Source organism: Mesorhizobium sp. M1D.F.Ca.ET.043.01.1.1, assembly GCF_003952385.1.
Classification (GTDB): Bacteria; Pseudomonadota; Alphaproteobacteria; order Rhizobiales; family Rhizobiaceae; genus Mesorhizobium.
In genome coordinates this window covers 5055680-5074728 of record NZ_CP034444.1, presented here as the reverse complement: position 1 = coordinate 5074728, position 19049 = coordinate 5055680, and the positions used below count along the sequence as shown (strand labels likewise).

At 64.7% G+C, this 19049-nt stretch carries 14 protein-coding genes; 7 read left to right on the top strand and 7 right to left on the bottom strand.

Annotation, left to right across the window (positions count from 1 at the left end):
• The first annotated feature begins 2 nt into the window (after positions 1-2).
• Positions 3-467, top strand: a complete 465-nt coding sequence (locus EJ067_RS24590; RefSeq protein ID WP_126087790.1) for an NfeD family protein — start codon at positions 3-5, stop codon at positions 465-467.
• Positions 468-485: 18 nt separating this feature from the next.
• Here the strand turns inward: EJ067_RS24590 and EJ067_RS24585 are convergent, their stop codons facing one another.
• The gene (locus tag EJ067_RS24585) at positions 486-1487 is read right to left on the bottom strand and encodes a KpsF/GutQ family sugar-phosphate isomerase (protein ID WP_126089726.1); all 1002 of its coding nucleotides are present in this window, start codon (positions 1485-1487) and stop codon (positions 486-488) included.
• Positions 1488-1647: 160 nt separating this feature from the next.
• On the opposite strand from EJ067_RS24585, the gene EJ067_RS24580 reads away from it, so the two are divergent.
• The gene (locus tag EJ067_RS24580) at positions 1648-3435 is read left to right on the top strand and encodes an outer membrane beta-barrel protein (protein ID WP_126087789.1); all 1788 of its coding nucleotides are present in this window, start codon (positions 1648-1650) and stop codon (positions 3433-3435) included.
• A gap of 147 nt (positions 3436-3582) precedes the next feature.
• Here EJ067_RS24580 and galU read toward each other — a convergent pair whose 3' ends face one another.
• Positions 3583-4488: a UTP--glucose-1-phosphate uridylyltransferase GalU gene (galU, locus tag EJ067_RS24575; protein WP_126087788.1), complete on the bottom strand. Its 906-nt coding sequence runs from the start codon at positions 4486-4488 to the stop codon at positions 3583-3585.
• Between the two features lie 219 nt (positions 4489-4707).
• On the opposite strand from galU, the gene EJ067_RS24570 reads away from it, so the two are divergent.
• Together EJ067_RS24570 and EJ067_RS24565 are read left to right on the top strand one after the other, a co-directional pair.
• A complete protein-coding gene (locus EJ067_RS24570) occupies positions 4708-5928 on the top strand; it encodes a lytic murein transglycosylase (protein WP_126087787.1) in 1221 nt (406 codons plus the stop codon).
• Positions 5929-6043: 115 nt separating this feature from the next.
• Complete coding sequence (locus EJ067_RS24565; protein WP_126087786.1) at positions 6044-7267, top strand: DUF459 domain-containing protein; 1224 nt, start codon at positions 6044-6046, stop codon at positions 7265-7267.
• 76 nt (positions 7268-7343) lie between these two features.
• Here EJ067_RS24565 and EJ067_RS24560 read toward each other — a convergent pair whose 3' ends face one another.
• Positions 7344-8798: a glutamate synthase subunit beta gene (locus tag EJ067_RS24560; RefSeq protein ID WP_126087785.1), complete on the bottom strand. Its 1455-nt coding sequence runs from the start codon at positions 8796-8798 to the stop codon at positions 7344-7346.
• Positions 8799-8953: 155 nt separating this feature from the next.
• Entirely contained in the window at positions 8954-13675 is a 4722-nt protein-coding gene (gene gltB, locus EJ067_RS24555; RefSeq protein ID WP_126087784.1) for a glutamate synthase large subunit, read from the bottom strand.
• 493 nt (positions 13676-14168) lie between these two features.
• Here gltB and EJ067_RS24550 point away from each other — a divergent pair, with 493 nt between their 5' ends.
• On the top strand, positions 14169-15221 hold the full coding sequence (locus tag EJ067_RS24550) for a low specificity L-threonine aldolase (RefSeq protein ID WP_126087783.1): 1053 nt from the start codon (positions 14169-14171) through the stop codon (positions 15219-15221).
• Positions 15222-15309: 88 nt separating this feature from the next.
• Here EJ067_RS24550 and EJ067_RS24545 read toward each other — a convergent pair whose 3' ends face one another.
• Complete coding sequence (locus tag EJ067_RS24545; protein ID WP_126087782.1) at positions 15310-15765, bottom strand: hypothetical protein; 456 nt, start codon at positions 15763-15765, stop codon at positions 15310-15312.
• Between the two features lie 275 nt (positions 15766-16040).
• Complete coding sequence (locus EJ067_RS24540) at positions 16041-16508, bottom strand: Hsp20 family protein (protein WP_126087781.1); 468 nt, start codon at positions 16506-16508, stop codon at positions 16041-16043.
• A 480-nt stretch (positions 16509-16988) separates the two neighbouring features.
• Here EJ067_RS24540 and EJ067_RS24535 point away from each other — a divergent pair, with 480 nt between their 5' ends.
• A complete protein-coding gene (locus EJ067_RS24535) occupies positions 16989-17945 on the top strand; it encodes an alpha/beta hydrolase (protein WP_126087780.1) in 957 nt (318 codons plus the stop codon).
• Between the two features lie 21 nt (positions 17946-17966).
• On the opposite strand, the gene hisN is transcribed toward EJ067_RS24535, so the two are convergent.
• Positions 17967-18740 carry a histidinol-phosphatase gene (hisN, locus tag EJ067_RS24530; RefSeq protein WP_126087779.1) on the bottom strand — a complete coding sequence of 258 codons (774 nt, stop codon included), beginning with the start codon at positions 18738-18740 and terminating at the stop codon, positions 17967-17969.
• Here hisN and EJ067_RS24525 point away from each other — a divergent pair.
• Entirely contained in the window at positions 18718-18906 is a 189-nt protein-coding gene (locus EJ067_RS24525) for a hypothetical protein (RefSeq protein ID WP_126087778.1), read from the top strand. The two genes, hisN and EJ067_RS24525, sit on opposite strands and share 23 nt — an antisense overlap.
• Positions 18907-19049 lie beyond the last annotated feature (143 nt).

The window sequence follows — 19049 nt, the reverse complement described above, 5'->3', positions numbered from 1 at the left end:
CAATGATCGACCGCATCGTTTCGGAACTCGGCCCGTGGAACTGGATGGTTCTGGGCATTGTGCTCCTGGTGATGGAAGTCGTGGCGCCCGGCGTCTTCATGCTGTGGATCGGCATCGCGGCGCTGATCATCGGCGCCGTGTCGCTGGCGATCTGGGACGCCGCCTTCTGGACCTGGCAGGTGCAGGTCCTCGCTTTCCTGGCGCTCAGCGTGGTCTCGGCCTATGTCGGCCGGCAGATCGCGGTCTCGCGCCAGGGCAGCGTTGACCAGCCGCTGCTCAACCGCCGCGGCGCGCAGATGGTCGGCCGCACGGCGACGCTGTCCGAACCGATCAAGAACGGCCGCGGCCGCATCCGGCTTGGCGACACGCTCTGGCGCGTCTCCGGCCCGGACCTGCCGGTCGGCACGCAGGTGCGCGTGACAGGCGCCGCCGACACCGATCTGGAACTGACGGTCGAGGCGATCTGAACGTTCGTCTGGCGGGGCTCAAGCTGCGCCGATGCGAAGCAGGTCGTGGAAGTGAACCACGCCCACCGGCCTATTTTTCTGGGTCACCACCAGTGCCCCGATATTGTGCTCGTTGAGCATCGCGATTGCCGTGCCCGCGAGCGTCTGCGGGTCGATGGTCTTGGGCGTGCGCGTCATCACCTCTTCGACGGCGATGTTGGCCAGGTTGCGATGCAGGTTGCGCGCGACATCGCCGTCGGTGATGATCCCGACCAGTTGGCCTTTCGTATCGACGATACAGACGCAGCCGACCTTCTTGTTGGATAGCGTCATCACCGCTTCCGGCATCTTGGTGCCGAGGACGGCAAGCGGTATCTGGTCGCCGACCCGCATGATCTCGGAAACCTGCGTCAGGTTGGCGCCAAGCTGGCCGCCGGGATGGAAGGTGCGGAAATGGTCCGGCGTGAAGCCGCGCGCCTCGAGCAGCGCGATCGCCAGCGCGTCGCCCATGACGAGTTGCAGCAGCGTCGACGTGGTCGGCGCCAGCCCATGCGGACAGGCTTCCGGCACGGTCGGCAGCAACAGCACCACGTCCGCGGCGCGGGCCAGCGCCGAGCTTTCGCCGGAGGTGATCGCAATCAGCGGGATCGAGAAGCGCCTTGAATAGGCGACGATCCCCATCAGTTCCTTGGTCTCGCCCGACCACGACATGGCGATGATGGCGTCGTCCTTGGCGATCATGCCGAGATCGCCGTGGTTGGCCTCGGCCGAATGGACGAAGAAGGCCGGCGTGCCGGTCGAGGCGAGCGTGGCGGCGATCTTGGAGCCGATATGGCCGCTCTTGCCGACGCCGGTGACGATGACACGGCCCTCGATCCGCGCGATGAGATCGATGGCGGTTGCGAACGGCTCGGCCAAACCGTTGTCGAGCGCTGCGGCAAGCGCCGCAACGCCGGCCTGTTCCGTCGCCACCGTTCTCAGCGCCGATTCGATCGCAGCCTGGCTGTCCGGCCGCTTTCTTTCTGGGGACCCCGCATGCATGGCAGATGCCATTAGCGCCATGTCGCTCGCCTGTCCAACGGTATTCCCGTTTCACGCTTGTCCTGGGTTGCGCAAACGGCTCGCCTCAACCCTCCGTTAACCATCCCCATTTACGGTCCGGTAAGTATGGCGCGCCTGCGCCGCGCGAGCAGTGGTGACGATGTCCGGGGGCGAGCCAGATACGAAAACGGGTCGGAAGGGCATTGCCGTCGCAGCGCTTCTGCTGACGGCAAGCGTTCTTGCCTTGCTGCGCCCGGCACCGGTCTTCGCCCAGGAAACCGAGCTGCGCGGCGAGGTTTCCGAATCGGCAATCCTGGCCGACCAGCAGCGCAAGGCGAGGCAATTGCGCGCGCAAGGATCGCTGGATCAGGCGGCGCCAGCGGCCCAGGCGGCTGCGGACCAGGCACAGGCAAACCCTTATGAGCCGGCAAGCCCGGGCGCGGTGCCCGACGACGAAGGTGCGAGCGGCAGCATTTTCGACCGGCCGCAGGCGACCGACGACCCCTTCGCCGACGATCAGGCCGCGGCCCGGCCGCGCCGGCCCTCAACGGCCAGGCAGCGCGCAACCGACGCCGACACGAAAAGCGGCGCCAAGGCGGCCGACAAGAAAAAGACCAGGAAGAAGCCCGGTCAGACCACGGACAGCACGGCCAAGACCGCAGCCATCACGGGCGACCAGGCCGATACCGTGGCCGCCGACGAAGAGGGCGCCAACCGCCGCGCCGTCACCGTCGACAGCGTCGACCGGCAGAAGCTCGATCCCGGCGCCGAGCGCACCGGGTCGATCGAAGGCCAGAAGATCAAGCCTGAAGAGGATCCCTTCGCCGCGCCCGGCATCAAGGTCGGCACTTTCGTCATCCGGCCGACGCTGGAGCAAGGCTTTACCGCGACGTCCAACGCCGATGCCAGCAGCGGTGGCACATCGGCGGTCCTGTCCGAAACGGCGCTGCGTTTTTCCGCCACCTCGGACTGGCGCGAGAATTCGGCACTGATCAACGGCTACGGCATCTTCCGCAACACGCTGTCGGGCCAGAAGATCAACGATGCGCAGGGCCGGATCGAGGGCCAGCTCAATGTCGACCTCGACAATGAGCTGCGCGCCATCGCCAAGCTGGGCTACGAAGCCGTGCCGGAATCGGCCTCCTCGCCGGACGCCATCGCCGGCGTCACCTCGCAGCCGCTGCGCCAGACCGTGGACGGCAGCCTCGGCGTCGAGAAGGACGTCGGCAAGATGCGCTACACGCTGACCGGCGCGGTCACGCATGATTTCTACGGCGACGCCGAGCTCTCGGACGGCACCGTTCTGTCGCAGAAGCATCGCGACTCCACGCTCTATTCCGCGACCTTGCGCACCGGCTACCAGGTCTCGCCGGCCATGACGCCCTTTGCCGAGGTGGAGGCCGGGCGGCGGGTCTATGATCTGCGCCTCGACAGCAACGGCTTCGAGCGCTCCTCGACGCGGCTCGGCGCGCGCGCCGGCCTCGAGCTCGACATGCGCGACAAGCTTTCCGGCGAATTTTCCGTCGGATGGCTTCGCGAAGCGATCGATGACGACCGCCTGCCGGCCAATGCCGGCCCATACGTCAACGCCGATCTCAAATGGTCGCCCGAGCGCGGCACGATCGTCGGGCTCACCGGAAGGACCACGATCGAGGCCACGACCGCGGCAAACGAGAGCGGCGATGTCCTCTACTCGGGCCGGCTCACCGGCGAGCGGCAGGTCCGCGCCAACCTGACGGCGAATTCGGCGCTTGGCCTCGATTGGCGCGATTACACCGGCTCCGACGGCCACGATCTGATCCTGAGCGCCGAGGCCGGGCTGACCTGGTGGCTGAACCGCTACGCCGGGCTGACCACGCGGGTGAGGACGGAGAAGCTGACCAGCAACCTGCCCGGTCGCGACTATGTCGCCAACAGCGTCTATCTCGGGCTGAAGGTGCAGCGCTAGTGCGTTTCACCGTTTCACGGAAACGGCGAAACGCCCTATCTCTTTGTTCTTACGCAATTCCGGACGGAAAACCGCTCACACTTTTTCTGGAATTGCTTAGGCGATGCTGCCGAAGCGGGCCGGCCGGCCTCACCTGAACATCGGCGATTACCCTGGAACCCCACGCCGTTCGGCCGGCCGCACCTCATCCAGCAGTGTGCGGATAACGCCGGCCATGCTCTCGTTCATGTCGTTGCGCCACAGCGCGAAGGCGACATTGGCTTCGACAAAGCCTTCCGGCGAGCCGCAATCGAAAGTGCGCCCCATGTAATGATAGCCATAGAAGGGCTGCTGTTTTTCCAGCTTCAGCATCGCATCCGTCAACTGGATCTCGTTGCCGGCGCCGCGCTCCTGCCTTTCGAGGATGCCGAAAATCTCCGGCTGCAGGATGTAGCGCCCGTTGATGAAGAGGTTGGACGGCGCCGTGCCCGGTTTCGGCTTCTCCACCATGCCCGTGATGCGGAAGCCGTGATGGGTGTCCTCGCCACGGCCGACGATGCCGTATTTGTGCGCCTCGGTCGGATCGCATTCCTGCACGGCGATGATGTTGTTGCCGGTCTCGGCATAGAGCTCGACCATGTCCTTCATGCAGCTTTTCTCAGACTGCATGATCATGTCGGGCAAAAGCAGCGCGAACGGTTCGTCGCCGACCAGCTCGCGCGCGCACCACACGGCATGGCCAAGCCCCATCGGCACCTGCTGGCGGGTGAAGCTGGTCTGGCCCGGCGCCGGCTGCAGCCGCTGCAGGCGGGCGAGTTGGTCGTCCTTGCCGCGCTGGGCCAGCGTGTCGTAGAGCTCGAACTGGACGTCGAAATGATCCTCGATGACCGCCTTGTTGCGTCCGGTCACGAAGATGAAATGCTCGATGCCGGCGTCGCGCGCCTCGTCGACCACATATTGGATAACCGGCCGGTCGACGACGGTCAGCATCTCCTTCGGAATGGCCTTGGTGGCCGGAAGAAACCGCGTGCCGAGGCCGGCGACCGGGAAAACTGCCTTGCGAACTCGCTTCATGCTCCACCCCATCCGTTTTGCGCCCATTATCCGCTCAGCGATCTGCTCCGCAATACCTCCGAACATTTTGACGCCGGAATGTTGAACTACCGAACGGCTGAACGTGCAGGGCTAAAAGCCGCTACCTCTCTTTTCGTTCCCGGCGGCACCTATGGTAAACTAAATACTAACCCAGTTCGGCGTTGAATGATCCTTCCTGATTTGACGAAGGAGGAAAAGATGTCCGTTCGCAACACCGCAAGGCGTCTGACGGCACTGGTGACGGCCGCCGGCCTCACGCTCGCCTTGCTGCTGCCTTCCGGACCCGCTTTCGCCGATGCGGGGTTCCGCCAGTGGGTCGCCGGCTTCCGCGCCACCGCGGTTGCGGGCGGCGTTTCCGGCGCGGTCTACGATAGGGCCATGAGGGGCATCGAGCCCGACCCGGTCGTGCTGGAGAAGGCCCGCACCCAGCCGGAATTCACCGCTCCCGCCTGGGACTATTTCGACAACCGCGTGCATGACCAGTCGGTTGCCAACGGCCAGGCCATGGCGCGCAAATGGAAGGCGTGGCTGGATCGCATCGAGGCACGGTTCGGCGTCGACCGCAACACCCTTCTCGCCATCTGGTCGATGGAATCGAACTATGGCGAAATCCTCAAGCGCGACGACATCATGCGCAATGTCATCCGTTCGCTGGCAACCCTTGCCTATGGCGACCCGCAGCGGTCGAAATATGCCCGCACCCAGTTGGTCGCCGCTTTGAAGATCCTGCAGACCGGCGACATCGACGAAAGCCATCTCATGGGCTCCTGGGCCGGCGCGATGGGCCAGACGCAGTTCATCCCGACCAGCTACCAGCGCTACGCCGTCGACATGGACGGCAACGGCCGGCGCGACATCTGGAATTCGATTCCCGATGCGCTGGCAACCTCCGCGAACCTTTTGAAGAAGAACGGCTGGCAGGCCGGCAAGACCTGGGGCTACGAAGTGACGCTGCCGGCCGGCAAGCTGCCCGGCGGATCCAAGACGCTGGCGCAATGGCAGGCGCTCGGCGTCGCCAGGGCCAATGGCAAGCCGTTCAGGAATCTGAGCGACAAGGCGACGTTGAAGGTGCCGGACGGCAGGGGCGGACCGGCCTTCCTGATGATCAGGAATTTTTCGGTCATCAAAGCCTACAACAACGCCGACAAATACGCTTTGGCCGTCGGCCTGCTCGCCGACGAGATCGCCGGCGGCATCGGCCTTGTGCAGGACTGGCAGCGGCCTTTCACCAAGCTCAGCTTCGAGGAACGGCAGGAATTGCAGAAGCGGCTTTCCGAGCACGGCTATTATGACGGCAAGTTCGACGGCAAGATCGGCGAAGGGTCGAAGGCCGCCATCATGGCTTACCAGGCGAAGGTCGGCCTGACCCAGGATGGCTATCCGAGCCTGGAAGTGCTGAAATGGCTCCGGAAGCAATAGAGCCGTCCATGGCGTGAAGCATGCTTTCAAAGACGGAAAGGATGCTGTAGCGCTTCGGCTTGCGCATGACTTCCCTGCTTTTTGCAGGCTCATGCGCCAAGGGATGGAGACTTGATTGGTTACGGTTGCGCGCATCTGGCTGATCGTTCGCCGCCTGCCGATCCTCGTTCTGGCCATCGCCGTGCTTGCCGTCGCCGGCTCCAGCGGCTTCCATACGCCGGCCTTCGCGCAGGAAGAGGAAAGCCGCGGCTGGTCGCTGCGCGATCTCCTGTTCCCGCGCCGCAGCGAGCGCATCGAGCCGCCGGCCGAAATCCAGAAAGCGCGGCCGAAACCAAAGAAGAAATCCAAGCCGCGCCCGCCGGCCGAACCGGAGACGCCGATCGTCGAGAAGACGCCGGATGGCCGCGTCGTGCTGGTGGTCGGCGATTTCCTGGCGGGCGGGCTTGCCGAGGGCCTCGACACCGCCTTTGCCGACAATCCCGCAGTCAGGATCGTTTCACGCAGCAACGGCTCGTCCGGCTTCGTGCGCGACGATTTCTACAACTGGCCGGTCGAGATCAAGTCGCTGATCGAGACGGAGAAACCGTCCGTCGTGGTGATCATGCTTGGCTCCAACGACCGCCAGCAGATGCGCGTCGGCGACGAGCGCGAGCAGCCGCGTTCCGAGAACTGGACCAAGGAATACGAGCGCCGGACCGATGCGCTGGGCAAGGCCATTCAGGATGCCAAGGTGCCGTTCCTGTGGGTCGGCATGCCGGCGTTCGGGGTGGCGAAGATGAACTCGGACATGCTGGCCTTCAACGACATCTATCATTCGGCTGCACAGACGCATGGCGGCGAGTTCGTCGATGTCTGGGACGGCTTCGTCGACGAGAACGGCGCCTTTGTCGCCTCCGGTCCCGACATCAACGGTCAGCCGGTGCGCCTGCGCTCCGACGACGGCATCAATGTCACCAAGGCCGGCAAGCGCAAGCTTGCCTTTTATACCGAAAAGCCCCTGGCAAAGATCCTTGGACTGGCGGCGCCCGGAAGCGTCACCACGGTTTCCGCGCCGGCCGGCGCTCCGGTCGAGGCGCCGAAGCCCGCCGCGGCGCCTGTCATCGTCGATCGCACCGCGCCGATGCTGCTCAGCGACCCCGCACTCGACGGCGGCACCGAACTGCTGGGCGCCGCGCCGCCCGCCAAGGCCGATCCGAACCTGCCGGGTGAAAAGCTGACCGTCGAGGGTAAGGCGCCGACCGCCTCGCCCGGCCGCGCCGATGATTTCTCCTGGCCGCCGAAATCACAGCCTACGACGGCAGCAGCCGCGCCTGACGCGACCACCGGCGTCAATCAGTAGCTCATCGGCCAGTAGCTCATCGGCCAGTAGCTCATCGGCTTGGAGACCGTTTCGGAATTCGCTCCTGCGAATGGTCTCAGCGCGGCAGTACCGTCGTTCCCATCAGCGCCTCGTCGATCGCGCGCGCCGCCTGGCGGCCCTCGCGGATCGCCCACACCACCAGCGACTGGCCGCGGCGCACGTCGCCCGCCGTGTAGAGCTTGTCGACACTGGTCTTGTAGTCGCGATCGTTGGCCTCGACATTCCGCGAGCGGCGGCTGTCGGTGACGACCGTTATCTGCCCGTCGAGTTCCTTCATCACGCTGTCGGGCGCCGGACCGGCAAAGCCGATGGCGATGAAGGCGAGATCGGCACGGATGACGAATTCGCTGCCGGCGATCGGCTTGCGCTTCTCATCGACTTCGCAGCAGCGGACGCCGGTCAGCTGGCCGTCCTCGCCGATGAATTCGAGCGTCGCCACCTGGAATTCGCGCTCGGCCCCTTCGGCCTGCGAGGAAGACGTGCGCATCTTGGTCGCCCAGTAAGGCCAGACGGCGAGCTTGTCTTCCTTCTCCGGCGGCTGCGGACGGATGTCGAGCTGCGTCACGCGCACGGCGCCCTGCCGGAAGGCGGTGCCGATGCAGTCGGACGCGGTGTCGCCGCCGCCGACGACCACCACATGCTGGCCGCCGGCGATGATCGGATGCGAGGGCCAGGCCACCGACTGGATCGGCTCGCCGCCGACGCGGCGGTTCTGCTGCACCAGATAGGGCATCGCATCGTAGACGCCGCTGAGATCGTCGCCCGGGATGTTGGCCGGGCGTGGCGTTTCCGAGCCGCCGCAATAGAGCACCGCGTCGTATTCGGCGAGCAGCTCGGCAACCGGCTTGTCGACGCCGACATTGACGCCGCAATGGAAGCTCACGCCCTCGCCCTGCATCTGCTCGATGCGGCGGTCGATGTAATGCTTCTCGATCTTGAAGTCGGGGATGCCGTAGCGCATCAGCCCGCCGGGCCGGCTCTCGCGCTCATAGACATGCACGTCATGGCCGGCGCGGCCAAGCTGCTGGGCGGCGGCCATGCCGGCCGGCCCGGAGCCGATAACGGCGACCCGCTTGCCGGTCTTCCTCTCCGGCGGGTAGGGCCGGATATGGCCGGTCTCATAAGCCTTGTCGGCGATCGCCTGCTCGACCGTCTTGATGGCGACCGGAATGTCCTCGAGGTTCAGCGTGCAGGCTTCCTCGCAGGGCGCCGGACAGATGCGGCCGGTGAACTCCGGGAAATTGTTGGTCGAGTGCAGGTTGCGGATCGCGCTGTCCCAGTCGCCGTTGTAGACGAGGTCGTTCCAGTCCGGGATCTGGTTGTGGATCGGGCAGCCGGTCGGCCCATGGCAGAACGGGATGCCGCAATCCATGCAGCGCGCGGCCTGCTTCTCGACCTCCTTGTCCGACATCGGCAGCGTGAATTCGCGGAAATGCCGGATGCGGTCCGAGGCTGGCTGGTACTTGTGCACCTGCCGGTCGATTTCGAGAAACCCTGTTACCTTGCCCATTGTCCAGTCCCTACTGTCCGAAGGCGCGCTCGAAAGCCTAGCTTGTCGGCGCACCCGTTAACCTCATAAGGCCGCCGTGGCAACCTTGGTTCCGAGGTCAGGATTGTTGGTGAGGATGCCGGCCGGGGCATTTTCTCCCCGGCCATGCCCGAAGCCTATTCCGCCGCCACGCTCATGCGCATGCGTTCCATCTCGATCAGCGCGCGGCGATACTCGACCGGCATGATTTTCCGGAATTTCGGCCGGAAGCTTGCCCAGTTGTCGAGGATCTCGCGGCCGCGCACCGAGCCCGTGTAATGGACATGGTTCGAGATCAGCTGATAGAGCCGCTCCTCATCGTGGCTGGTCATGTCGCCGGAGACGTCGACACGCCCCTTGTGGTCGAGGTCGCCCCCGTGATGGAGCAGCTTCTCCATCAGGTCGTCCTCTTCCGGCACCGGCTCCAGTTCGACCATCGCCATGTTGCAGCGCTCGGCGAAATCGCCCTTCTCGTCCAGCACATAGGCGACGCCGCCCGACATGCCGGCGGCGAAGTTGCGCCCCGTCTTGCCGATGACGACGACGATGCCGCCGGTCATGTACTCGCAGCCATGGTCGCCGACGCCCTCGACGACGGCAACGACGCCGGAGTTGCGCACCGCGAAGCGCTCGCCGGCGACGCCGGCGAAATAGGCCTCGCCCTCGGTCGCGCCGTAGAGCACCGTGTTGCCGACGATGATCGATTCGGCAGCGACGATCTTGGCCTCTTCCGGCGGGCGGATGACGATGCGGCCGCCCGACAGGCCCTTGCCGACATAGTCGTTGCCGGCGCCGACCAGCTCGAACGAGACGCCGCGCGCCAGGAAGGCGCCGAAGGACTGCCCGGCCGTGCCGGTGAGCTTGACGCTGATCGTGTCCTCGCGCAGCCCCTTGTGCTTGAAGCGCTTGGCGACTTCGCCCGACAGCATCGCGCCGGCGGAGCGGTCGACATTGCGGATCGGCAGCGCGATGGTCACCGGCTGCTTGGCTTCGAGCGCCGGCTTCGCCTGCTCGATCAGCTTGCGGTCGAGCACGTCGTCGATCGGATGCTTCTGCCGCTCGGTCCAGTGCAGCGCCTCGTGCGGCGCATCGGGCTTGAAGAACATCTTCGAGAAGTCGAGCCCGCGCGCCTTCCAGTGCTGGATCACGTCGCGCTTTTCCAGAAGGTCGGTGTCGCCGATGATCTGGTCGAGATGGGTGAAGCCCATTTCGGCAAGCAGCGCCCGCACCTCTTCCGCGACATAGAAGAAGAAGTTGATGACGTGCTCCGGCGTGCCCTTGAAGCGCTTGCGCAGCACCGGGTCCTGCGTCGCCACGCCCACCGGGCAGGTGTTCAGGTGGCACTTGCGCATCATGATGCAGCCGGCCGCGATCAGCGGCGCGGTCGAGAAGCCGAACTCGTCGGCGCCGAGCAGCGCGCCGATGATGACGTCGCGGCCCGTGCGCAGGCCGCCGTCGACCTGCAGCGCCACGCGGGAGCGCAAGCCGTTGAGCACCAGCGTCTGATGCGTTTCGGCAAGGCCCATCTCCCACGGGCTGCCGGCATGCTTGAGCGAGGTCAGCGGCGAAGCGCCGGTGCCGCCGTCATAGCCGGAGATGGTGATGTGGTCGGCGCGCGCCTTGGCGACGCCCGCCGCGACCGTGCCGACGCCGACCTCCGACACCAGCTTGACCGAGACGTCGGCCGCCGGATTGACGTTCTTCAAATCGTAGATCAGCTGCGCCAGATCCTCGATCGAATAGATGTCGTGATGCGGCGGCGGCGAGATCAGCCCGACGCCGGGCGTCGAATGCCTGACCTTGGCGATGGTCGCGTCGACCTTGTGGCCGGGCAGCTGGCCGCCCTCGCCGGGCTTGGCGCCCTGCGCCACCTTGATCTGCATGACGTCGGAATTGACCAGATACTCCGCCGTGACGCCGAAACGGCCCGAGGCGACCTGCTTGATCGCCGAGCGCTCCGGGTTCTTGCCGCCGCCAGGCAGCGGCAGGTAGCGGTCGGCCTCTTCGCCGCCCTCGCCGGTGTTGGACTTGCCGCCGATGGCGTTCATCGCCTTCGCCAGGGTGGTGTGCGCTTCCCTGGAGATCGAGCCGAACGACATCGCCCCGGTCGAGAAGCGCTTGACGATCTCGGCAGCCGGCATGACGTCGTCGAGCGCGACCTTGCTGCGGCCGGTCTCCTCGGCAAGCCTGATCTTGAACAGGCCACGGATGGTCTGCGCCCGCGCGGTCGCGCTGTCGATCTGCGCCGAATAGTCCTTGAACGTGTCCCAGGAGCCCTGGCGCACGGCATGCTGCAAGGTTGCGACCGCGTCGGGCGACCACATATGCGCCTCGCCGCGCATGCGGAACATATACTCGCCGCCGACCTCGAGGTTGTTGCGCAGCACCGGGTCGTTGCCGAAGGCGTCGGTGTGGCGGCTGAGCGTCTCGGTCGCGACCTCGTCCAGCCCAACGCCTTCGATCAGCGTCGCGGTGCCGGTGAAATACTTCTCGACGAAATCCGACTTGAGCCCGATGGCGTCGAAGATCTGCGCGCCGCAATAGGACTGGTAGGTCGAGATGCCCATCTTGGACATCACCTTGAGGATGCCCTTGCCGATCGACTTGATGTAGCGGGAGACGACCTCGTATTCGTCGACCTCTTCCGGCAGCTCGCCGCGCTTGTGCATGTCGAGCAGCGTGTCGAAGGCGAGATACGGATTGATCGCCTCGGCGCCGTAGCCGGCGAGGCAGCAGAAGTGATGCACTTCGCGCGGCTCGCCGGATTCCACGACCAGCCCGACCGCGGTGCGCAGGCCCTTGCGGATCAGGTGGTGGTGCACCGCCGCGGTGGCGAGCAGCACGGGAATGGCGATCCGGTCAGGCCCGACCTGGCGGTCGGACAGGATGATGATGTTGTAGCCGCCGGCGACCGCCGCCTCGGCCCGCTCGCAGAGCCGGTCGATGGCGCCCTGCATGCCGGCCGCACCCTCATTCGAGCCGTAGGTGATGTCGATCGTCTTGGTGTCGAAACGGTCCTCGGTGTGGCCGATGGAGCGGATCTTCTCGAGATCGCCATTGGTCAGGATCGGCTGGCGCACTTCGAGCCGCTTGCGGCGCGAGGTGCCGATCAGGTCGAAGATGTTCGGCCGCGGCCCGATGAAGGACACCAGGCTCATCACAAGCTCCTCGCGGATCGGGTCGATCGGCGGGTTGGTGACCTGGGCGAAGTTCTGCTTGAAATAGGTGTAGAGCAGCTTCGACTTGTCCGACATCGCCGAGATCGGCGTATCGGTGCCCATCGAGCCGACCGCTTCCTGGCCGGTGGTGGCCATCGGCGCCATCAGGAGCTTGGTGTCTTCTTGCGTATAGCCGAAGGCCTGCTGGCGATCGAGCAGGCTGACGTCCTTGCGCAGTGCCCGCGGCTCGACCGGCTTCAGGTCTTCCAGGATGAGCTGCGTGTTGGCAAGCCAGGTCTTGTAGGGATGCCTGGTCGCGATCTCCGACTTGATCTCCTCGTCGGAGATGATGCGGCCCTTGGCAAGATCGATCAACAGCATGCGGCCGGGCTGCAGCCGCCACTTCTGCACGATCTTTTCCTCCGGCACCGGCAGCACGCCGGCCTCCGAAGCCATGATGACGCGGTCGTCGTCGGTGACGATGTAGCGCGCCGGCCGCAGGCCGTTGCGGTCGAGCGTAGCGCCGATCTGGCGGCCGTCGGTGAAGACGACCGCCGCCGGGCCGTCCCACGGCTCCATCAGCGCGGCATGGTATTCGTAGAAAGCCTTGCGATCGGCATCCATGAGCTTGTTGCCGGCCCATGCTTCCGGGATCAGCATCATCATGGCGTGGGTCAGGCTGTAGCCGCCCTGGAACAGGAACTCGAGCGCGTTGTCGAAGCACGCAGTGTCCGACTGGCCTTCATAGGAGATCGGCCACAGCTTCGAGATGTTGTTGCCGAACAGCTCGGAATCGACCGAGGCCTGGCGCGCCGCCATCCAGTTGTTGTTGCCGCGCACCGTGTTGATCTCGCCGTTGTGCGCGACCATGCGATAGGGATGCGCCAGCTTCCACGACGGGAAGGTGTTGGTCGAGAAGCGCTGGTGGACGAGGATCAGTGCCGTCTCGAAGCGCGGGTCGGTCAGATCCTTGTAATAGGCCCCGACCTGGTAGGCCAGGAACATGCCCTTGTAGACGATGGTGCGCGCCGACAGCGACACGCAATAGGCGCCGATGTCCTTGTTGTCGTTCTCGGCATAGATGCGGCCCGAGATCACCTTGCGTAGCAGGTAGAGCCTGGCCTCGTACTCCTCGTCGTCGGTGATGTCCGACGTGCGGCCGATGAACACCTGGCGATGGAACGGCTCGGACGCGACGATCTCCGGCGCCTTAGACAGCGACGAGTTGTCGACCGGCACGTCGCGGAAGCCGATCAGCGGCAGTCCTTCGGACTGCGCCGATTCGGCGATGATGTCCTCGATATGGGTTCGAAGCGCCGTATCCTGCGGCATGAACCAGTGGCCGACGCCGTACTGGCCGGCGGGCGGCAGTTCGACGCCCTTGGCCGCCATTTCCTCGCGGAAGAACCGGTCCGGAATCTGCACCAGCACGCCGGCGCCGTCGCCGACCAGCGGGTCGGCGCCGACGGCGCCGCGATGGGTGAGGTTTTCCAGCATCGCCAGACCGTCCTCGACGATCTGGTGCGACTTCGCGCCCTTCATGTTGGCGATGAAGCCGACGCCGCAGGCGTCATGCTCGTTGCGCGGATCGTAGAGCCCCTGGGCGGTCGGACCGGTGGCGGTGCGGGTCAGCGTTTTGACGGCTGCCGCTTTCGTCTGCGCGGCCTGGCCGTTGATCGCAGATGGCGTCAGTTCCGTCATCGTCCTGTCCTCCGTTCCGCACCCTGCCGCTGCTTTGGCTTGGGGCGCTGGTTTGCCTTGGGAAGCGAGAATGCTTCCCCTTCATCCTTGCTGCACGTCTCGCGAATTTCTTGCCGAACCATGCGGCCATACGCCCGGTTCGCATCCGGTATCGTACAGGCCAGAGCGGAGCCGTCTACCCGCCGCTCGCGACAATGGCCGGAATGGCACCGATGATACGCCAGTCCAGCCTGTTTTGTGCGACAAAATAAGACAGCACTACTGTCCTAAATTTTGTATGGCAGAATTTAGCGGCCTGCACAAGACTGATTCACAAAAATCTCGGCCTCGCCGCGACACAAAATTTCGGGACAGGATCGGGAAACGTAAGCTTTGGTCGCAGCCATGTGTGCCGCCGGCTGGCTTCACCGCTTTGCCAAGGATTGGCCCTTGCGCATCGGACGCCAAAGCAGTCAAGTCGCGCCGCTTTTGCCAATTACACACGGACCTCTCGATGTTCTTTGCATCCGACAACTGGGCGGGCGTTCATCCCGACATTTCGGTAAACCTCTCACGGCACGCGGCCGGCATCGCGACCGCCTATGGCGACGGCGACCTGGACCGGGCCGTCTACCGCCGCTTCAGCGATATCTTCGAGCGCGAGGTTCAGGTGTTCTTCGTCGCCACCGGCACGGCGGCCAACGCGCTGTCGATGGCGGCGTTGAACCGTATCGGCGGCATCGCCCTTTGCCATTCCGAAGCGCATATGAATGTCGACGAATTCGGCGCGATGGGCTTCTACAGCGGCGGCGCGCGCATGGCATCGGTCCCGGGACCTCTGGGACGCATGAACCCGGAGGCCCTGGACAAGGCCATCAAACGCTATTCGCAGGATCTTGCCCCTGCCGGCCAGCCGATGGCGGTGACGATCACCCAGGCGACCGAGGTCGGCACGCTCTACACCGTCGACGACGTCAAGGCGATCGCCGAGGTCAGCCGCAGGCATAAGCTGCCGCTGCATATGGACGGCGCGCGCTTTGCCAACGCGATCGCCGCGACTGACGTCACGCCGGCGGAAATGACTTGGAAAAGCGGCGTCGACCTCATCTCCTTCGGCGCCACCAAGAACGGTTGCTGGATGGCCGACGCCGTCGTGATCTTCAACCCGGATGTCGGCCGCGACCTGCGCCTGCTTCGCCAGCGCGCCGGGCAGACCTTTTCCAAGGCGCGGTTCATCTCGGCTCAGTTCGAAGCCTACTTCACCGACGACCTGTGGCTGAGGATGGCGCGGCATGCCAATGCGATGGCCGCCCATCTCGCCGAGACGATCGAGGATGCGCCGGCAGGCAGGCTCGCCTGGCTGCCGCAGGCCAACGAAGTGTTCGCCATCCTCGGCCGCGCAGTTGCCGAAAGAATGCAGGTCGCCGGCGCCAAATTCTATGAATGGGGCGTGCCGCAAGGTTTTGATGGCCATCTCGGCGACGGCGAAGCGATCTACCGTTTCGTCGCAAGCTTCGCGACCACGACGGAAGAAATCGAGCGGCTTGGTCACCTGCTGGTTGAATAGGGACTAATTCCAGGAAAGTGCGCAGCGGTAGTCCATCAGTTTGAAATCTGCAAACTAGCCCGCGCGCTCTACGAGATCGCACACGGGTTCAACCAAGCCAATGATGTGCCAACCACGCGAAGAGTAGGCCGGCTACAACGGCATGGAATAGACCGAATGAGCCATTGTTGAGAGGGTGGTACGCCACGCGTCGCGGCCGATCGAATAGCCATGGCCGTGACTCGATCAGCAGCATTCGCTTCAGCTCGCGGCGCCCTTCTTCTCTGGCCCGTTTTGAATCCAGCCGCTCCTGAGCGTAGAGCTGTCTCGTATGCTCCGTGGCCGAAAATGAGTTTTCGTCTAACCACCCTTTAAATTTGCCGGGTCTGACGAGGACTTTGGCGTAGGTGAAGTCGCGTCGGCGGAGTCTCTCCGCCTTAGAAGCTTCAAAATCTGTATGCCACTCTTCCCAAGTCGCCGGCATGTTATCGGCTCCGGGAAGCTGGCGGATATGAGGATAATCCTTGGCAGTGTAAGCTGGGATAGCCCTGACTTTGCTGGCCATTGCAGTCTCCCCTTGTCCCAAGAAGAGGATGCGACATCCTGGGGCTTGGTGTCCAGATGGCGCTACCCAGCCTTAGAGAGCCGCACCGTCCCGCTCTATTGGGCTAGGGATAACTGCCCTTTTCACACAACTTACGCGGGGCCTCTGCCCGGAATTGCGTGAAATCCATATTTGGAGCAGTTCAGTGAAAGCGGAACCGCTCCAACGAAAAAGCGGCGCCTCTCGGCGCCGCTTTCGTCTCGGGAGGGAGACGTATTTCAGATGGAGCCCGCGATTTACGCGGCAGCCTTGGCCTCGATCTGCTTGGCCTTGTCCGAAGACGAGGTGATCGCGATCTTGCGCGGCTTCAGCTCCTCGGGGATGTTGCGCTTGAGGTCGACGAAGAGCAGGCCGTTCTTCAGCGTGGCGCCCTCGACCTCGACGTGGTCGGCGAGCTGGAAGCGGCGCTCGAAGGCCCTCGAGGCGATGCCGCGATAGAGCAGCTCGGAACCCTCGCCATTGTTCTCTTCCTTGCGCTCGCCCTTGACGGTCAGCACGTTGCGGTGCGCCTCGATCGCGATCTCGTCTTCCGAGAAGCCGGCAACCGCCATCGAGATGCGATAGGCGTTCTCCCCGGTGCGCTCGATGTTATAGGGCGGATAGGTCTGCGCGCTCTCGGGCTGGCCGAGCGAGTCGAGCATGGTGAACAGCCGGTCGAAGCCGACGGTCGAACGATAAAGCGGGGAAAAATCAACGTGACGCATGATGTGTTCTCCTGTTGAGCAACATGGTTTTGCGTTTGACCCGGTGCGAAACCCTCGAAAGGCGTCCCGGATAGGCCAGCGGCCCCGACATCGGCGGCCGCAACCTCCATTTGGGAAGCGCAAAAGGCCATTTCAAGGACTTCGCGCCATCAACTTCCGTTCGATCTTTCCGCCCGATGAACGCCAGATGAACCGAGGCTTCGGCATCCGTTCAGCCTGGCCTCGCTACGCTGCGCCCAAGAATACGGACATGCGGCGCCTCGATCGGGGCGCCGCGACGAGGCCGAACCGGGTGCAACGTCCCTTCCTCCCGGATCGACAGAGGCCGGAAGCGCGCCACAGCCGCTTCCGGCCTTCCCGTGCCACGCCCTGTGAAAGCCGCGCGCAAATCCCGCAACGCCTTTGCTTTTGGCGCATGGCCGTCTATCACCATGGCAACGCCTGGCCCGTTCGGGCAAAGAACAATCAACGAAGCGCCGGATGACGGACCTTTTCCACCACACCGAGGGCAATCCGCCGCCTGAAAATGCCGCCGGCGGCTTTTTCACCACCCGCGACGGCAAGAAGATCCGATACGGCGTCTTCGCCGCGGTCGCCCGCCCGCTGCAGGGCACGGTGGTGCTGCTCACCGGCCGCAACGAGTGCATCGAGAAATATTTCGAGACCATCCGCGACCTCGCGGGCCGCGGCTTCGGCGTCGCCGTCCTCGACTGGCGCGGCCAGGGCGATTCGAGCCGCCTGCTGCGCGACCGGCAGCGCGGGTACGTCCGCAGCTTCCGCGACTACACCCGCGATCTCGAGCAGTTCTTCGAGGAGATCGTGCTGCCGGATTGCCGCGGCCCCTACTACATCCTTGCCCATTCGACCGGAGCGATCATTGCGCTGCTAGCCTCGCCGTCGATGGTCAACCGGGTGCGGCGCATGGTGCTGATCGCGCCCTTCCTGGCCGTGCCCGACTTGGCGGTTTCGATAGGCACCATACGGCGCGTCTGCTCGGTGTTCTGCGCGCTGGGCCTCGGCCGCCTCTATGCCGCCCTGGGGCCGCGACCGAAATTGCCGACGCCTTTCGAGGTGAACAAGGTGACCTCGGATCCCGAGCGCTACCAGCGCAACACCGATATCTACAGGGCCTGGCCGCGGCTGGGCCTCGGTGGTCCGACCATCCGCTGGCTGAAGGCCGCCGCCGAAGCCGCGGAGGCGGTCAGCGATCCCGATTTCATGGCAGGGATCCAGGTGCCGATGCTGATCGTCGCCGCCGGCGCCGACCAGGTCGTGTCGACCAAGGCGGTGGAATCCTATGCCCGGCGGCTGCGCGTCGGCTCGCTGTTGATGATCGACGGCGCGCATCACGAGATCCTTCAGGAGAAGGACCTCTACCGCGAGCAGCTGTTCGCGGCCTTCGACGCGTTCATTCCGGGAACCGGCGACCCTTCCTGATCACCGCAGGATGCCGCGAAATCAGCCGCGCAGTGCCGCCATCGCCGCGGCGTGCAATTCCGGTGTCGCCGCCGCCAGTATGTCGCCGCCCTTTTCCGCCGGCTCGCCGTCGAAGGTGGTGACGACGCCGCCCGCCTTCTCGATGATCGGGATCAGCGCCACGATGTCGTAGGGCTTCAGGCCGGGATCGGCGACGATGTCGACGCTTCCCGCGGCCACCATGGCGAAGGCGTAGCAGTCCGTGCCGTAGCGGGCGAGCTGCACCTGCTTCTCGAACGCGTCGTAGCGCTCGCGCGCCTCGCCCTTGAACAGCGCCGGCGTGGTGGTGAACAACGTCGCCTGCGAAAGCTCCGTCGTCTTGCGGGTCGTGAGTTCGCGCGGACCGCCCGGACCTTCGTAATGCGAGCCTGACGCATTGGCGTAGAACAACTCGCCAGTGAAGGGTTGCGACATCAGGCCGGCGACGGCATCGCCGTCGACCGTCAGCCCGACCAGCGTTCCCCAGACCGGCAGGCCGGAAATGAAAGCGCGCGTGCCGTCGATCGGGTCGATGACCCAGACATGCCGGCTCGAAATATTCTCGCTGCCATGCTCCTCGCCCAGGATGCCGTGATCGGGGTATTCCGCCGCTATCAGCGCGCGGATCGCCCGCTCGGCCTCGCGGTCGGCCTCGGTCACCGGATCGAAGCTTTCCGCCTGCTTGTTGGCGACCGCGCCCTGGCGGCGGAAGCGAGGCAAGGTTTCTGCGGCGGCGGCACGCGCGATGCGCCGCATGAAATCGATGCTGATATCCAAACTCACTCTCCCCATTGCGGCAGCCAACGGCAGCCGCTGTTTTCCGCCGGCGCCGGGGCGTGAAGCCGGATCAGGCGCCCCGTTCCTGTTGCCTCAAAGTCACACCTCGGGCTTCGAAGCGGAATTTCCACATCATATTGAATTAAAAATCCCCGAAGTCGATTGACATTTGTGCATCGCACAATAGTTTTGTTCTCGGACAGCTTACCCTGTCCATGCCCTCCTTGGGCGTTTCCTCCCTAGACTTCGACCGTGTCGTGAAAACGATGCGGTCTTTTTTTGAGCCGCGAACCGCAGCTTGGCTGTCTG

Bases quoted from the DNA above. Each gene is read 5' to 3' on its own strand.
- galU (WP_126087788.1), bottom strand. From the start codon at position 4,488: ATGAAGCGAGTTCGCAAGGCAGTTTTCCCGGTCGCCGGCCTCGGCACG.
- EJ067_RS24535 (WP_126087780.1), top strand. From the start codon at position 16,989: ATGACGGACCTTTTCCACCACACCGAGGGCAATCCGCCGCCTGAAAAT.
- EJ067_RS24590 (WP_126087790.1), top strand. From the start codon at position 3: ATGATCGACCGCATCGTTTCGGAACTCGGCCCGTGGAACTGGATGGTT.
- EJ067_RS24550 (WP_126087783.1), top strand. From the start codon at position 14,169: ATGTTCTTTGCATCCGACAACTGGGCGGGCGTTCATCCCGACATTTCG.
- EJ067_RS24570 (WP_126087787.1), top strand. From the start codon at position 4,708: ATGTCCGTTCGCAACACCGCAAGGCGTCTGACGGCACTGGTGACGGCC.
- EJ067_RS24585 (WP_126089726.1), bottom strand. From the start codon at position 1,487: ATGCATGCGGGGTCCCCAGAAAGAAAGCGGCCGGACAGCCAGGCTGCG.
- EJ067_RS24525 (WP_126087778.1), top strand. From the start codon at position 18,718: ATGAAATCGATGCTGATATCCAAACTCACTCTCCCCATTGCGGCAGCC.
- EJ067_RS24545 (WP_126087782.1), bottom strand. From the start codon at position 15,765: ATGGCCAGCAAAGTCAGGGCTATCCCAGCTTACACTGCCAAGGATTAT.
- gltB (WP_126087784.1), bottom strand. From the start codon at position 13,675: ATGACGGAACTGACGCCATCTGCGATCAACGGCCAGGCCGCGCAGACG.
- EJ067_RS24580 (WP_126087789.1), top strand. From the start codon at position 1,648: ATGTCCGGGGGCGAGCCAGATACGAAAACGGGTCGGAAGGGCATTGCC.
- EJ067_RS24540 (WP_126087781.1), bottom strand. From the start codon at position 16,508: ATGCGTCACGTTGATTTTTCCCCGCTTTATCGTTCGACCGTCGGCTTC.
- EJ067_RS24560 (WP_126087785.1), bottom strand. From the start codon at position 8,798: ATGGGCAAGGTAACAGGGTTTCTCGAAATCGACCGGCAGGTGCACAAG.